The organism is Candidatus Pseudothioglobus sp. Uisw_041, assembly GCF_048087625.1.
In the GTDB taxonomy this organism is placed as follows: domain Bacteria; phylum Pseudomonadota; class Gammaproteobacteria; order PS1; family Pseudothioglobaceae; genus Pseudothioglobus.
This window is the reverse complement of sequence record NZ_CP159805.1, coordinates 401,300-415,481: the sequence shown is the minus strand read 5'-3', so window position 1 is coordinate 415,481 and position 14,182 is coordinate 401,300. Positions and strand designations below refer to the sequence as shown.

Here is a 14,182-nt window from a genome sequence, read left to right as displayed (position 1 = left end):
ATGAAAATTGGAGTTCTAGGCGCGGGTCAATTGGGGAGAATGCTTGCGCTATCGGCTTATCCGTTAGGTCACCAAATGAGATTTTTAGCGTTATCTGAAGAAGACCCATCTTCACTTCTTGGGAAAACATTTATCCATAATGATAATCCAGAAATGGTTAGTAATTTTGCTGATAGTTCGGACATTGTGACCTATGAAAGCGAAAATACTGACGTAACTATTGTTAATGAAATTAGTAAAAATACCAAAGTTTTTCCTAGTGACAATTCTCTATATATTTCTCAACATCGCGGCAGAGAAAAAGCACTTCTAGATGCATTAAAAATACCTTGTGCGCCCTATCAAATGGTAAATAGTCTTGATGATTTAAAAAGTGCAATTAAGAATATTGGAATCCCTTCTATACTAAAAACAGCATCAGATGGCTATGATGGTAAAGGACAGTTTTTAATTAAATCTGAAACCCAGATCCATGAAGCATGGGAAAAGATGGCTGGTGCTGACTCAATTCTCGAGGGCTTTATAAACTTTAAGCGAGAGCTATCGTTGATTGCAGTTAGAGGTATAGATGGTAGCCTTGAATATTATCCTTTGGTTGAAAATTCTCATCATGAGGGGATACTAAGATTAACTATAGCGCCTGCACAAAATATCTCAGCGTCTCTTCAAAAAAAAGCAGAAGTGTATATGAGCTCTATTCTTAAAGAAATTAAACATGTTGGAGTTTTAACCATTGAACTCTTTGAATCTGATGACCTTCTAGTTAATGAGATAGCCCCAAGAGTTCATAATTCTGGCCATTGGACCATTGAAGGCGCACAAACCTCTCAATTTGAAAATCATATAAGAGCTATTACTGAATCTCCCTTAGGACAAACAACTATTACTTCAAAGTTCAGTGCTATGATCAATATAATTGGAGTCCACGGACCAATCCAAAAAGTACTTAAAACTAAAAATGCTCACCTTCATTTATATAATAAAGAAGAGCGAACTGGAAGAAAGTTAGGCCATATAACTTTAACTTCTAACTCAATTGATGAATTAAATAAAACGATAGGAAGCTTAAAAGAGTATTTACCTTAATCCTCTTTTAGATCTGAAAGACTTCCATTAATACTACCGCCTAGCTCTTCTTGATAAAACTGCTCTGCTAGCTCCTCTTCATAGTGATATGCTGATAGCTCACTGACTTCAACACCTGCTAAAAATTGACACACATGTATCATTTCATGACACAGGGTAATAATGAATTTTTTTCTATCTAATGATTCTTCAATTTCTATAAAGAACTTGCCATCGCCCTCATAGTCTGTCCAAGCAAGCGCATCATCTACTTTTTGGATAGTTAGATCAATATTTGGAATGTTATTTGCTTGAAACAAGCCGTTACTGCAGAAACTAAATAACTGCTGCGAAAGCACTATTTGCTCTTTATTACCGCCACGAATATAAAGCATTTTTATAAAAAATTAAATGGTTTATGAAAAGCGCTCATCCAGGTACTTAATAATATCATTCGATTCATAAATCCAAGTAGCTTCACCAGCACCCTCTAGCTTTAAGCATGGAACCTTAATCTTTCCACCACTTATTTCCAGCTCTTTTCTGAATTTCCCGGCAGTTTGAGCATCACGAGTCTCAACTTTAAGATTTAAACGTTTAATTGCTCTTCTAGTCTTAACGCAAAATGGGCAAGCATAGAACTGATAAAGCTTTAGAATTTTTGTTTCTTGATCAACCTTAGCTTGCTCTTCATCATTTCTTTTTACTACTGAAGGCTTAAATAACCAGTCAATTAATATCAATACTCTACCAGAGCCTTCTCTTAATAATCTTAGAAAAAATCTCATAAACTTTGCCTGTATGCTATCAATGTGTTTTCTAAAAGCGTTGCAATAGTCATTGGTCCAACTCCACCAGGAACTGGCGTTATAGCTCCAGCTTTATCTTTGACTGCATCAAAGTCTACATCTCCAACTAGAGAGCCATCTTCCAATCGATTAATGCCTATATCTATAACAATAGCTCCATCTTTAACCCAGTCACCTTTGACCATTTCTGGAATTCCCACACCTACAACAACAATGTCAGCTTGCCTAACTTTTTCAGCAACATTTTTAGTTTTACTATTGCAAATAGTTACAGTTCCACGAGCATTTAGAAGCTCCATTGCCATTGGCCTACCGACAATATTTGAAGCACCAATAACTACACAATTCATACCTTCCACCTTACAATCAACTGATGCCAACATAGTCATAACGCCCTTTGGAGTGCATGGCCTTAAATGGGATTTATTCTGCATTAACTTTCCAATATTTTCACTGTGGAATCCATCAACATCCTTATATGGTGAGATGTGCTCAATAACCTTATTTGCATCAATATGTTTAGGCAACGGAAGCTGCACTAAAATGCCATCTATATAAGGATTATTGTTAAGTCTCTCCACCTCTTCTAATAACTGTTCTTCTGTGATATTCTCTGATTTAATAATCTTATCTGAAAAAAATCCTGCCTGCTTACATGCTAGCTCTTTATTTCTTACATAGACTGCTGAGGCAGGATCTTCACCTACTAGAATTACAGCAAGACCAGGAGGTCGTTCAAGCATTTTTACTTCTTCAGCAATTTTTAAACGCAGATTTTTTGCAATCTCTTTTCCGTCAATAATATTCATTTTTTTAATTCCTCTTTAACTTTTTTCAAATCAAATTCTGTATCAACACCATAGCCAGTTGGAGCGCAAGAAATATCAACATTAATATCGATTCCTTGGTTTAATATAGTTAACTGCTCCAATTTCTCAGCGAGTTCTAGCTCAGATTTACCCATTTGCAAATATTGCTTTAAAAAACTAACTCGATATGCATATAAGCCAACATGGCGAAAACAAAAATCCAAATTAATCTCACTACTATTCCTAAAAGCAGGAATCGGTGATCTTGAGAAGTACAATGCTTTGCCGCGCGAATTATATACGACTTTAACGCAATTTAGATCAAAGTAAGATTCTTCACTTTCAATTTTTTCGCACAATGTTGCAACACTCATTCCACTTTTAATCAAGTTAGAGGCAACCTGATTTATTGCATTAGGGCTCATCATGGGCTCATCACCCTGAACATTAACAACCACTTCATCCTCATTAAAATTTAGAGAGGTGACTACCTCTGATAAGCGAGAAGTACCAGATGTGTGACTTGAGTCAGTCATACAAACCTCGGCACCAAAATCCTTAGCAACCTTACTTATTCTTTCATCATCCGTTGCAATAATTACACGTATGGCAGAACTCATAACTGCATTTGAATAAGTATGCTCAATAAGTGTTTTGCCATTTATTTTTTCTAGTAGCTTTGCCGGTAAACGGCTTGAGGCATATCGAGCAGGAATAATTACTGAAAATTCCATTACTTTTCAGAATTAGTTTTTCGAGCCTCTTCTAAAAGCAGAATTGGAATGCCATCAATAATAGGGTAGGCTAACTGACTTTTTTCACACACTAATTCTTCACCAACTAACTTAAGAGGCGCTTTACTTTCTGGGCAAACTAACATTTTTAATAAATTTTCGTCAATCATAATTTAGACTCGAGTTGCTGATAAAAGTCAGAACTAATTTTTGCATCCACAGACAAATACCACATTTGGCTTGTTGCAAACTGTTTACATTTTACACAATCCTTGGCTGTCATTAAGATTGGATAATTACCCTTAAATTCGAAATCCTTCTCAATAAATTTATGATGATCTGCAAATGTTTTAGTAATTAAATTAACTCCAAGCTCCTCAAGCAATGAATAAAAATTATCTGGATTTCCAATTCCAGCGATAGCAAAGCATTTTTTACTTTTAAAAAAATCAAGATCTTTTTTTTCATTGGTAGCTAGATTAATATAACAGTTTGCTTCAATTTTGCTTGATATCTCTCCTTCCATATGCGAACCATTATTGATAATAAAATCAACTAACTTGAGCCTTTTTTTTGATTCTCTTAGAGGTCCTGCTGGAAGAAACCACCCATTTCCTAATCGATTGTGTCCATCTATAACTGCGATTTCAATATCGCGTCCCATAGCATAATGCTGAAGACCATCATCACTAATAATTAAATCTACTGAATAGTTTTCAGTTAAAAATTTTACTGCATTGCTTCTTTTTTTAGCCACTACAACAAAAGCTTCAGTTTGTTGCTTTATTAACAAAGGCTCATCACCGCAATCAATTGGATCACTTGTCGAAGTAACCTCTAATGATTCTTGAGCGTACTTTCCCCCATAGCCCCTGGAAACAACTCCTACCATTTTATTGCGAGATGCAAAATAATTAGCGACTGCAATTACAATTGGCGTCTTTCCAGTTCCACCTGCTGTTATATTGCCTATAACAATAACTGGAACTGATGACACGCTTACTTTTAATAACCTTACTTTGTAAAGACAAAGACGTATATAACTAAAAATGAAGAAAATAGCGGAAAAAGGCAAAAGCAAAAAATTAACCAAGCCAAACTTACTGTGATTGATAAAACTTATAATACTTAGCATTTTGATAATTTTAATCACTTTTAAAACATTAATTATGACAAAATATTCCGACCATGAGTGTTGAATTTCATATTTCTAACCAATATTTAAGATCCAATCGAAAAAAAGGCTTTGTTTCTTTTATTTCTGGCGTTTCTATGGTTGGTCTTGTTCTAGCTGTTATGTCTCTTATTACTGTCTTGTCAGTAATGAACGGCTTTCATGAAGAGTTAACAAATCGAGTTTTAAACACGATTTCTCACTCCTACATAACAGAAACTGATGATACTCTTGATAATTGGCAAGATCTTAGAAAAAAAATTGACACACAGGACCAGATTATTGCGTCCTCGCCTTTTGTTGAAGACTTTGCCTTAATGACTTCAAAAAATGCCTCACAAGGCATTAGTGTTAGAGGCATCCTTATAGATTTAGAATCAACAACCTCTGCCTTATTAGATGATATTAAATATGGAAGTCTTAGCCTGAATGAAGACGATTCATCAATATTAATTGGTGTTGGCCTTGCAACACTTATGGGAACAGGAATTGGAGATAAGCTTACTCTGATAGCTCCCTCTAGAAATTCAATTGGTAAACTAGTCCCCCAGTCACAATCTTATACAGTAAGCGGTATATTTAATGCTGGCGTAAATGATTTCAACAATAATCTTGCATTTATCCACCTTTATGACGCTCAAGATTTATTCGCTCTTGGAAATCAAGTGTCTGGAATTCGCCTTAAAGTAGAAGACTTATTTGAAGCTAATAAAATTACAGATAGTGTAATTAAATCGCTCGGCAATGGTTATTATGGGGTTGATTGGATGCAACAACAACGAAACTTTATCAGAGCTTTAAATCTTGAAAAGCAAATGATTGCAATTATTCTTTCTTTGATAATTGCTATTGCTGCTTTTAATATAGTCTCTATGATGGTTATGGTGGTTAATGACAAAAAGTCTGACATTGCAATTCTAAGAACCATCGGAATGACTCCGAAAAGAATTGTTAGGATATTCTTCTACCAAGGCCTCAGTATTGGTTTTATTGGTATTACTATAGGAACAATTCTTGGGTTACTATTGGCTCTTAATATCGAGTCTGTAATTTCTGGAATTGAAAGTATTATTGGCTTCCAATTTTTCCCTAAAGATTTATTTTATATTAGCCGATTTCCATCAAAAATCCTACTTAGCGATTTGGTTAGTATAGTCCTGGGAGCTTTTATATTAGTAATTATTGCTGCTATTTATCCAGCAAAACGTGCTGGAAAGGTTAATATTTCAGAGGTTTTAAGGCATGAGTAATATAATTGAATGTCGCTCTGTTAGCTTTTCATATAATGAGGGCAACGATCAAACATCTGTTTTAAAAAATTTAAATTTTAAAATTAAGTCTGGAGAAACAACTGCAATTATTGGTCAATCAGGATGTGGAAAATCAACGCTACTTAATTTAATGGCTGGCCTTGATACTCCTACTGATGGTGATGTGCTCATCGCTAATACCAATATTTCAAAAATTAGCGAAAAAGATAGGACAGAGTTGCGAGCGAAAAATCTTGGCTTTGTTTATCAATTTCATCACTTACTAAATGATTTTTCATCAGTATATAACGTGGCTTTACCTTTGTTAATCATGGGTGTTGATAAAGGCGGTGCACTCTTAAAATCTAAAAAAATATTAACAAAGGTTGGGCTAGAAAATCGATTGAATCATAAGCCGTCAGAGCTGTCAGGTGGAGAAAGGCAAAGGGTTGCAATTGCAAGAGCTATGATAACTGAGCCAACTTGTCTCTTGGCAGATGAGCCAACAGGTAACCTAGATGCGGCAAATGCAAAGGACGTCTTAGAACTTATCATAGAGCTAAACACAGATAAAACTACCGCACTGTTAATTGTTACTCATGACCTGTCTATTGCAAATAAAATGAGTAGAAAGCTTACCTTAACCAATGGCGAAATAAACGAAACGTAAAGCTAGTTTGTTTTAGGGGGTTAAACGTAAGGGTTCTAAATTTTTTACTAACCTAGAAATTGAATCATTATACCTGCAGCGATTGCTGACCCTATAACACCTGCAACATTAGGCCCCATTGCATGCATAAGAAGGAAATTATTTGAATCAGCTTCAAGGCCAACTTTATTAGAGACACGTGCAGCCATTGGAACTGCTGAAACTCCTGCAGAGCCAATTAATGGGTTAATTTTATTTTTACTAAATACGTTCATTAGTTTCGCCATGAGAAGTCCGCACATAGTGCCAATAGAGAAGGCAACTAGGCCAAGCAATAAAATTCCTAAAGTATCAAGTTGAAGAAACTTATCGGCCATAAGTTTTGACCCTACTGCAAGACCAAGAAAAATCGTTACTATATTAATCAAAGCATTCTGAGTAGTATCGCTCAAGCGATCAACAACTCCAGATTCTTTCATTAAATTACCAAAAGCAAACATACCTAATAAAGGAGCTGCTGCAGGCAGAAGAAGAGCAACAAGTAATAACAAAATAATTGGGAATATAATTTTTTCAACCTTAGAGACCTCACGTAACTGAACCATCTTAATTTTTCTTTCTTTTTCAGTAGTCATCGCTCTCATAATTGGCGGTTGAATTAGAGGAACTAATGCCATATATGAATACGAAGCAACAGCAATTGCTCCAAGTAATTCTGGCGCAAGAATTGAAGCAACATAAATAGATGTTGGACCATCGGCGCCTCCAATAATTCCAATTGCAGCAGCTTGCTTCAAGCTAAAGTCAAATACTCCAATTACTGATAATCCTACTGCCCCTAAAAGTGTCGCAAAAATTCCAAACTGAGCAGCAGCTCCAAGTAAAAGAGTTTTAGGATTTGCAAGAAGTGGGCCAAAATCTGTTAAAGCGCCAACACCCATAAAAATGATCAAAGGAAACGCGCCAGACTCAATACCGACAACGTAGAATAGATGCAAAATTCCACCATCAATAGCTAAATTAGCGCCTGGAATATTGCTTAAAAGAGCACCAAACCCAATAGGCAGAAGTAAAAGAGGTTCGAACTTTTTTACAATTGCTAGATAGATTAACAGGATGCCCACAAGAAGCATAAGACCTTGGCCCCAATCCATCTGATAAAGGCCTGTATTAAACCAAAGTAGCTTTAGTTGTTCCATAGTTAACCTAAAGAAAGAAGGAGTTGACCAACAGTTACCGCATCACCCTCTTTAACGCCAACATTTAAGACGACACCAGATTGTGTTGCTTTGATCTCAGTTTCCATCTTCATAGCCTCTAAAATAAGCAAAGTATCACCTTTTTTAACATTCTGATTAGGACTAACTAAGATTTTCCAAATAGTGCCCGATAGTGGCGCTGAAATATCCTCTTTTCCATTCACCAAAGGCTCTGAACTGACTTGTGAGTCTTCGGAACTTAATTCTGAAGTATCTGAGGAAGTGCCCACAGATTTTATCGTGCCGCCTGCTGAAACATTAACTGTGTAAGACTGCCCTTTAAATGAAACAGTATATATTCCTTCATCTTCCTCAGAAGTTGAAGAACTGATTGGCGCCTGAGGAACTGGCTCAAAGAAATCTGGATTATCTCTATTTTCTAAGAACTTAATTCCCACCTGAGGAAATAGAGCATAAGTCAATAAATCATCAATTTTCTCATCTGCTACTCTAATACCCTTCTCTAAAACAAGCTTATCAAACTCAGATTCAAGAACATCCAGCTCAGGCTCAATATTATCTGCAGGCCTACAAGTAATTGCTTCTGCGCCCTCCAAGACTCTCTCCTGAAGTTCTTTGTTTACTGGGGCAGGAGCAGAACCATACTCACCTTTAAGTATTCCAGCTGACTCTCTGGTAATAGTTTTATAGCGCTCGCCAGTTAGAACATTGAGCACGGATTGAGTACCTACAATCTGAGAAGTAGGAGTTACTAAAGGGATGTAACCTAAATCTTTTCGAACTCGAGGTATCTCTAACAAAACTTCGTCCATTTTATCAAGTGCATTTTGCTCTTTTAATTGGCTTTCCATATTAGTCAGCATACCGCCTGGAACTTGAGATGTAAGAATTCTTGAATCGACACCCTTAAGTGACCCCTCAAACTTAGCATATTTAGCTCTGATTGGCTTAAAGTACTGATCAATTTCTTCAAGTTTTTTTAAGTCTAGGCCAGTTTTACGTGGGCTCGCCTCTAAAATAGAAACAACAGAGTTAGTTGCAGAATGGCTGTAAGTCATACTCATCGAACCAATACAGGTATCAACTCGATCAATCCCAGCTTCAACTGCTTTGATAATGCAAGCAGTAGAGAGACCAGTAGTTGCATGAGCATGCAGCTGAATAGGAATATCAATCGCTTTTTTTAATTTTTTAACTAAATCATATGCAACATAAGGCTGTAATAAGCCAGCCATATCCTTAATGCACAATGAATGTGCACCCATATCTTCAATTTTTTTAGCCATCTCAATCCATAATTCAGTTGTATGGACTGGACTCACTGTATATGAAATCGTGCCTTGAGCATGCTGGCCAACTTTAACTGTTTGATCAATGGCAGTTTTAAGATTGCGAGTATCATTCATCGCGTCAAATATTCTTAAGACACCAACACCATTATCGGCGCATCGATCAACAAATTTTCTAACTACATCGTCACTATAGTGACGGTAACCCAACAAATTTTGGGCCCTAAGGAGCATTTGTTGAGGAGTGTTAGGCATAACTTTTTTGATTTCACGAATTCTCTCCCAAGGATCTTCTCCAAGAAAACGAATACAAGCATCAAAAGTAGCACCACCCCAAGACTCCATTGACCAATAACCTATTTTGTCTAATTTTTCTGCAATAGGAAGCATGTCATCAATTCGCATTCTAGTTGCAAAAAGCGATTGATGTCCATCCCTAAGAACTAGCTCAGTTATTTGAACTGGTTTATTATTTTCTTTGTTAGACATATAGTTATCTCTGTGTATGCATTTTTATTGCTGCCTCAATAATTGCTCTTGTTTTTTCATCAATCTCAATTATTGGATCAGAATCCAATGCTGAAGCATCGTTAGTTGCGGGTTGAATTTTTGCAACAAGCAAGGACATTACATTTGTGACGACAACCATCAAAGCAAGAAAAACAAAAACGAATCCCATCCCAAACATGGTTAAATTCAGCGCTTCACTTACAAAGTTGTTGTCCATTTTATTTAGTCCTAAACAAGTTTGGTACCAGTGGCCGGGCTCGAACCGGCACTCCCGTGAAGGAACCGGATTTTGAATCCGGCGTGTCTACCAATTCCACCACACTGGCTTATCTATGGCTTGAAAATATTATCTCAGAATTTCTGAAACTATTTTTTTAATAAAATTCATATCAAATTGAGATTATATATAGTCAAAAACCTCAATGTTAGAAAACATTTATTTGTGTCTGAAGGTAATTCTTCCTTTAGTTAGGTCATAAGGAGTCATTTCAACAGTTACCTTGTCGCCAGGTAGTATGCGTATGTAGTGCTTACGAATCTTTCCAGAAATATGAGCAAGAACGCTATGTCCATTTTCTAATTCAACTTTAAAAGTTGTATTAGGTAATTTTTCTTTTACGACGCCTTCTAACTCAATGTAATCACTTTTTGACATATTTATTTAATAAGAGTATTAATTTAAAAACCAAGTAGCATTATACCTAATTACTTTTCATTTTTACAAAATGAATCAACTTGAGAGCGACTCATCAATAGTAATAAAAACTAAAAATTAAAGGTTAATGGAAGTGTCTTTTTGAATGAACCCAGCCCTGGAGCTTTTGAAAGTCAGTTTTCTTGCCAGGCTGTACGATTTTTTCTAACTCAACTAGCCTCTCATTTAACTCATTAAAAGCATTCGTGTAATGCTTGCTTTTAATAGACTCTTGATATAATTTTGATTTCAAAGTAGCAATTACAGATACTAGATCTTGATCATTAGTGGCATCACTAACTTGCTCTCCATGACTTAATTTAACCTGAGTATCTTGAAAGCGCCTTAAGTGACGTGAAGCTTCTGAATCATCAAAATCATGAACAGCTAAATTGCTAGGATTAAAAGGAATAATCCTTTCAGAAATATTTAGATCTTGGAGGGAACCACGAGTTGTTGGTTGTTGAACGGTAAAACCACTGACGCCTAGTAAGCGTGCCACCCATGAAATACCGAATCTAATCACTTGAACTCCCGATATAGTTTAATGTATGTTACCCAATCATTTTCTACTTGTGAGTTTTTTTTAAATTATTAATTCATTTATTAGATCTTGGTCAGAAGGATTGAGTGTGACTTTTATATTTTCAAAACCTAGACTCTCTGCCAAAACCTTAATTTTTTGACTAAAAACAATAAGTTTTTTAGTCTTAAATTTATTAAAAGTATCAGATGAATCAAGATTCAGTAGGCGAACAATATTGTAAAGGCTTTCATTACTGCCTGCCATTAGCACGCCATTTGTAGAATTTAAAAATACTTCAATCGACTGCGCATGAAGTGATGAAAACTCACAAGGCACTCGCTCATAAACTTCGAGATAATCAACCTGATTAAATTTTCCCAAATTATCCTTTAATGTTTCTGATCCTCCCCTTCCTCTTACAATTAAAATTTTCTTATCGATCAATTCTGAGCACTCTTGCATTGCCAATAATTTCAGACTTGAAGCATTAAATTTAGGAAAGCAATCAACTTTAATATCTTTATCAATTAATCTTTTAGCGGTAACAGGCCCCACTGCAAATACTTTAAATATTCCAGTAAAGATTTTATTAAAGTAATCTTCGGCAAAGCTAACCGCATTAACACTTATAAAAATAATGACATCATAATGCTGCTTTAAAACTTCAGATCTTATTTTTTTTACTTCAAAAGTGGGGAAAAACGCATACTCAATATCAGATGCTTCTAAAAGCATTTTAAGATTTGCAGTCTGAGCTAATGGTCGAGTTATAAGTATCATTGACTCATTATAAATACATGCTTTTGAGATTGTCTTTAATGTTTATTAAAAAACATTAATCTATTATTACTAAATTAGAAGTTCTGTTTTCTAAATTCTAACTTAGATAACTTTATAATAGACACCATAATCATTCTATATAACTAAATGTTACTTCCAATTTTATCTCTGCTAGCGGGCTTTATCTTACTAATGTGGAGCGCAGATACTTTCACTGATAATGGCGCCAAAATTGCACGAATATTTAACATCTCGCCTCTAATCATTGGCCTACTCATTTTTGGATTTGGCACGTCAGCTCCTGAAATGTTAGTCTCTGGCCTTGCAGCATATGATGGTCACCCTGAGATGAGTATAGGAAATGCATTTGGTTCAAACATTTTAAATATAGGCTTAGTTCTTGGAGTTACAGCAATTATCCTTCCAATTACAGTTGAAAAATCTGTATTAAAAAAGGAATGGTTATTCTTATTTTTATCAACTCTAATTGTAGGTTTTTTATTATTAGACGGTTTTTTAAGTTTTACCGATGGCTTGATACTCATATCCTTATTAACACTATTCCTTATTAATGTATTTAGAGAATCTAAGAAAAATAACCTAACTGATAGTGATAATGATAGTCTCGAAAATAACTCGCAGAAAAATGATAAGGGAAGAACTTGGCTCCTCTTAATTGTGTCTCTTATTATATTAGTTTCTAGTGCACGTCTTGTAGTCTGGGGCGGAACTAGTCTTGCTCTATCCTTTGGTGTTAGTGACCTAATTATTGGCCTAACAGTTGTAGCGCTTGGAACAAGCCTTCCTGAACTTGCAGTTTCTATAAGTAGCGCATTGAAAAAGCAACATCAAATGGTTATTGGAAATATTATTGGATCAAATCTTTTTAATACTCTTGGAGTCCTTGCAATTCCAGGTTTAATTCTGCCTTTTCAAATTCCAACAGAAGTAATGAGTCGTGACTACCTCTTTATGCTAATGTTTACTCTTCTAGTTCTCATTCTCTCGATGAGACTTAAAATTAGTCGTTTTGGTGGCTTCATTCTATTAACTGCATTGGCTATTTACTTATATCAATTGTTTTGGATTTAGTTCTCAAAAATCTTCAAGAAACCCAAGAGCTTGCTAAAAAGCTTGCTCAATGCTGCTCTGACTTACAAAACTCATGCGTAATATACTTAATTGGTGATCTTGGGGCTGGAAAAACCACGCTAGCGCAAAGTTTTATTGGGCACTTTGGGTTTGATAAAGTTAAAAGTCCCACTTATACTTTAGTTGAAAGTTATCAAAATGAATCAATAGATATTCATCATTTTGATTGCTACCGACTTAGTGATCCTGAGGAATTAGAGTACATTGGTATTCGTGAATACCTTAAACCAAAAAGCCTTCAACTGATCGAGTGGCCAGAGTTAGGCAAAGGTGCTATTGCACACTCTGATTTATCTATCAATATTAGTGGAAATGGCGACATAAGAACAGTAAATATCACGTCTCAAACTAAAATAGGAAAATTAATTTTAGAATGCGCTATTGGATAAGTTTGATTATTGCTGTATTTGCTACCTCTTCATTTAGTGAAGAAAAGACTACACTCTATGATTTTAGATACTGGACAGCGCCAGATCAAACTCGAATTGTTATTGATAAAGAGCAGGACACTCTCTTTAATATAACCAACACTGACAAGGTAGTGATTATCAGTTTTGATGATGCTGAAGTATTGTCTGAAACTTTTTCAAATATTTTTTTTAAGGATGACAGGATAAAAAAAGTTCTTATAAAACGTGATAAAAAAACTATTAAGTTAATCGTGCATATTAATAAAAAATTCAGAGTAAAGCACTTCACCCTTAAGCCTAACACAAAATATAAGTTTCATCGACTCGTAGTAGATATTATTGACCTCGAGTCTCAGGAAAAAACACAAGACATAAAAGTTACAAAAGCAGTAAAAAATATAGAAAAATCAGCTCAAATAAGTCAAAAAATTATCTTAGTTGATCCTGGTCATGGCGGCGAAGATTCAGGAGCTATTGGTAAAAATAAATCACAAGAAAAGTCTGTAAATTTAGCAATTGCCAAAAAACTTGTAGCAATTATTAATAAAAATAGCGATCTAAAAGCTATTCTGACTAGGAGTGGAGACTACTATATACCGCTGACTAAAAGAATAACAATAGCGCAAAAAGAAAATGCCACCATGTTTATTTCTATTCACGCAGATTCTGTAGAAAGTACAACTGCGAAAGGTGCTTCTATCTACACCTTAAGTGAGAAAGGAAATAACAGCAAACTAGCTAAACAATTAGAACAATCTCAAAATCTAGTGGATCAGTTTGGAGGCGTTGAAACTGTAATTGATAATGATCAATTTTTGAAAAATATTTTGACAGATTTTTCAAGAAAAGATCGAGACATGCAATCATTTAACCTTGCCAAGGAGATAATCGGTGAACTTGAAAAAATTGGGCCAATCCATAAAAAAGTACCTCAAAAGGCTAACTTTGTAGTTCTAAAATCTCCTGCCATACCTTCAGTTTTAGTTGAAACTGCCTTCATATCAAACCCAACTCAAGAGAAACGTTTAACCAATAACAAGCAGCAGCAAAAGATTGCAGTCTCAATATATCAAGGAATACTTAATTACTACCAAAAACTAGAATAGTTATT

General features: G+C 35.2%; 18 protein-coding genes and 1 tRNA gene. 6 read left to right on the top strand and 13 right to left on the bottom strand.

All coding sequences use genetic code 11. From position 1 onward, the window contains the following. Entirely contained in the window at positions 1-1,086 is a 1,086-nt protein-coding gene (locus tag ABXT44_RS02120) for a 5-(carboxyamino)imidazole ribonucleotide synthase (protein ID WP_416687775.1), read from the top strand. On the opposite strand, the gene ABXT44_RS02115 is transcribed toward ABXT44_RS02120, so the two are convergent. The 6 genes from ABXT44_RS02115 to lpxK are packed head-to-tail and all read right to left on the bottom strand — an operon-like array spanning position 1,083 to position 4,552. Further along, positions 1,083-1,460, bottom strand: a complete 378-nt coding sequence (locus tag ABXT44_RS02115; protein ID WP_416652798.1) for a hypothetical protein — start codon at positions 1,458-1,460, stop codon at positions 1,083-1,085. The two genes, ABXT44_RS02120 and ABXT44_RS02115, sit on opposite strands and share 4 nt — an antisense overlap. 21 nt (positions 1,461-1,481) lie before the next feature. Next, the gene (locus tag ABXT44_RS02110) at positions 1,482-1,853 is read right to left on the bottom strand and encodes a glutathione S-transferase N-terminal domain-containing protein (RefSeq protein ID WP_416652796.1); all 372 of its coding nucleotides are present in this window, start codon (positions 1,851-1,853) and stop codon (positions 1,482-1,484) included. Then, entirely contained in the window at positions 1,850-2,683 is an 834-nt protein-coding gene (folD, locus tag ABXT44_RS02105) for a bifunctional methylenetetrahydrofolate dehydrogenase/methenyltetrahydrofolate cyclohydrolase FolD (RefSeq protein WP_416652795.1), read from the bottom strand. Before folD ends, ABXT44_RS02110 begins: the two co-directional genes overlap by 4 nt. After that, on the bottom strand, positions 2,680-3,417 hold the full coding sequence (gene kdsB / locus ABXT44_RS02100; protein ID WP_416687773.1) for a 3-deoxy-manno-octulosonate cytidylyltransferase: 738 nt from the start codon (positions 3,415-3,417) through the stop codon (positions 2,680-2,682). The genes folD and kdsB overlap by 4 nt, the downstream gene beginning before the upstream one ends. After that, positions 3,417-3,587: a Trm112 family protein gene (locus ABXT44_RS02095; protein ID WP_416652793.1), complete on the bottom strand. Its 171-nt coding sequence runs from the start codon at positions 3,585-3,587 to the stop codon at positions 3,417-3,419. The genes kdsB and ABXT44_RS02095 overlap by 1 nt, the downstream gene beginning before the upstream one ends. Continuing rightward, complete coding sequence (gene lpxK / locus ABXT44_RS02090) at positions 3,584-4,552, bottom strand: tetraacyldisaccharide 4'-kinase (RefSeq protein ID WP_416687772.1); 969 nt, start codon at positions 4,550-4,552, stop codon at positions 3,584-3,586. The genes ABXT44_RS02095 and lpxK overlap by 4 nt, the downstream gene beginning before the upstream one ends. 53 nt (positions 4,553-4,605) lie before the next feature. Here lpxK and ABXT44_RS02085 point away from each other — a divergent pair, with 53 nt between their 5' ends. Both ABXT44_RS02085 and ABXT44_RS02080 read left to right on the top strand, forming a co-directional pair. Then, complete coding sequence (locus ABXT44_RS02085) at positions 4,606-5,841, top strand: lipoprotein-releasing ABC transporter permease subunit (protein WP_416687771.1); 1,236 nt, start codon at positions 4,606-4,608, stop codon at positions 5,839-5,841. Beyond that, the gene (locus tag ABXT44_RS02080) at positions 5,834-6,511 is read left to right on the top strand and encodes an ABC transporter ATP-binding protein (RefSeq protein WP_416687770.1); all 678 of its coding nucleotides are present in this window, start codon (positions 5,834-5,836) and stop codon (positions 6,509-6,511) included. Before ABXT44_RS02085 ends, ABXT44_RS02080 begins: the two co-directional genes overlap by 8 nt. A gap of 47 nt (positions 6,512-6,558) precedes the next feature. Here ABXT44_RS02080 and ABXT44_RS02075 read toward each other — a convergent pair whose 3' ends face one another. The 7 genes from ABXT44_RS02075 to ABXT44_RS02045 all read right to left on the bottom strand — a co-directional run bounded on the left by ABXT44_RS02075 (position 6,559) and on the right by ABXT44_RS02045 (position 11,509). Further along, positions 6,559-7,689, bottom strand: a complete 1,131-nt coding sequence (locus ABXT44_RS02075) for a sodium ion-translocating decarboxylase subunit beta (protein ID WP_416687768.1) — start codon at positions 7,687-7,689, stop codon at positions 6,559-6,561. A gap of 2 nt (positions 7,690-7,691) precedes the next feature. Then, positions 7,692-9,488, bottom strand: a complete 1,797-nt coding sequence (gene oadA / locus ABXT44_RS02070) for a sodium-extruding oxaloacetate decarboxylase subunit alpha (protein WP_416687766.1) — start codon at positions 9,486-9,488, stop codon at positions 7,692-7,694. Between the two features lie 4 nt (positions 9,489-9,492). After that, the gene (locus tag ABXT44_RS02065) at positions 9,493-9,726 is read right to left on the bottom strand and encodes an OadG family protein (RefSeq protein WP_416652782.1); all 234 of its coding nucleotides are present in this window, start codon (positions 9,724-9,726) and stop codon (positions 9,493-9,495) included. 22 nt (positions 9,727-9,748) lie between these two features. Further along, positions 9,749-9,835: transfer RNA gene (locus ABXT44_RS02060), tRNA-Leu, on the bottom strand. A gap of 110 nt (positions 9,836-9,945) precedes the next feature. Then, positions 9,946-10,164: a translation initiation factor IF-1 gene (gene infA, locus ABXT44_RS02055; RefSeq protein ID WP_018402165.1), complete on the bottom strand. Its 219-nt coding sequence runs from the start codon at positions 10,162-10,164 to the stop codon at positions 9,946-9,948. A gap of 124 nt (positions 10,165-10,288) precedes the next feature. Continuing rightward, on the bottom strand, positions 10,289-10,729 hold the full coding sequence (locus ABXT44_RS02050) for a hypothetical protein (RefSeq protein WP_416687765.1): 441 nt from the start codon (positions 10,727-10,729) through the stop codon (positions 10,289-10,291). 60 nt (positions 10,730-10,789) lie between these two features. After that, a complete protein-coding gene (locus tag ABXT44_RS02045; RefSeq protein ID WP_416687763.1) occupies positions 10,790-11,509 on the bottom strand; it encodes a uroporphyrinogen-III synthase in 720 nt (239 codons plus the stop codon). Between the two features lie 147 nt (positions 11,510-11,656). Between ABXT44_RS02045 and ABXT44_RS02040 the strand changes: the two genes are divergently transcribed. Genes ABXT44_RS02040 through ABXT44_RS02030 form a run of 3 tightly spaced genes read left to right on the top strand, consistent with a single transcriptional unit; the run spans position 11,657 to position 14,177 of the window. After that, positions 11,657-12,601 (top strand): calcium/sodium antiporter, encoded by a 945-nt coding sequence (locus ABXT44_RS02040; RefSeq protein ID WP_416687761.1) that lies wholly within the window; start codon positions 11,657-11,659, stop codon positions 12,599-12,601. Continuing rightward, on the top strand, positions 12,592-13,050 hold the full coding sequence (gene tsaE / locus ABXT44_RS02035; protein ID WP_271541579.1) for a tRNA (adenosine(37)-N6)-threonylcarbamoyltransferase complex ATPase subunit type 1 TsaE: 459 nt from the start codon (positions 12,592-12,594) through the stop codon (positions 13,048-13,050). Before ABXT44_RS02040 ends, tsaE begins: the two co-directional genes overlap by 10 nt. Beyond that, positions 13,035-14,177 (top strand): N-acetylmuramoyl-L-alanine amidase family protein, encoded by a 1,143-nt coding sequence (locus tag ABXT44_RS02030; RefSeq protein WP_271541577.1) that lies wholly within the window; start codon positions 13,035-13,037, stop codon positions 14,175-14,177. The genes tsaE and ABXT44_RS02030 overlap by 16 nt, the downstream gene beginning before the upstream one ends. The last annotated feature ends 5 nt before the right edge of the window (positions 14,178-14,182 follow it).

Coding starts and splice junctions, on each gene's coding strand:
- ABXT44_RS02120 (WP_416687775.1), top strand. CDS start 1: ATGAAAATTGGAGTTCTAGGCGCGGGTCAATTGGGGAGAATGCTTGCG.
- ABXT44_RS02115 (WP_416652798.1), bottom strand. CDS start 1,460: ATGCTTTATATTCGTGGCGGTAATAAAGAGCAAATAGTGCTTTCGCAG.
- ABXT44_RS02110 (WP_416652796.1), bottom strand. CDS start 1,853: ATGAGATTTTTTCTAAGATTATTAAGAGAAGGCTCTGGTAGAGTATTG.
- folD (WP_416652795.1), bottom strand. CDS start 2,683: ATGAATATTATTGACGGAAAAGAGATTGCAAAAAATCTGCGTTTAAAA.
- kdsB (WP_416687773.1), bottom strand. CDS start 3,417: ATGGAATTTTCAGTAATTATTCCTGCTCGATATGCCTCAAGCCGTTTA.
- ABXT44_RS02095 (WP_416652793.1), bottom strand. CDS start 3,587: ATGATTGACGAAAATTTATTAAAAATGTTAGTTTGCCCAGAAAGTAAA.
- lpxK (WP_416687772.1), bottom strand. CDS start 4,552: ATGCTAAGTATTATAAGTTTTATCAATCACAGTAAGTTTGGCTTGGTT.
- ABXT44_RS02085 (WP_416687771.1), top strand. CDS start 4,606: ATGAGTGTTGAATTTCATATTTCTAACCAATATTTAAGATCCAATCGA.
- ABXT44_RS02080 (WP_416687770.1), top strand. CDS start 5,834: ATGAGTAATATAATTGAATGTCGCTCTGTTAGCTTTTCATATAATGAG.
- ABXT44_RS02075 (WP_416687768.1), bottom strand. CDS start 7,689: ATGGAACAACTAAAGCTACTTTGGTTTAATACAGGCCTTTATCAGATG.
- oadA (WP_416687766.1), bottom strand. CDS start 9,488: ATGTCTAACAAAGAAAATAATAAACCAGTTCAAATAACTGAGCTAGTT.
- ABXT44_RS02065 (WP_416652782.1), bottom strand. CDS start 9,726: ATGGACAACAACTTTGTAAGTGAAGCGCTGAATTTAACCATGTTTGGG.
- infA (WP_018402165.1), bottom strand. CDS start 10,164: ATGTCAAAAAGTGATTACATTGAGTTAGAAGGCGTCGTAAAAGAAAAA.
- ABXT44_RS02045 (WP_416687763.1), bottom strand. CDS start 11,509: ATGATACTTATAACTCGACCATTAGCTCAGACTGCAAATCTTAAAATG.
- ABXT44_RS02040 (WP_416687761.1), top strand. CDS start 11,657: ATGTTACTTCCAATTTTATCTCTGCTAGCGGGCTTTATCTTACTAATG.
- ABXT44_RS02030 (WP_271541577.1), top strand. CDS start 13,035: ATGCGCTATTGGATAAGTTTGATTATTGCTGTATTTGCTACCTCTTCA.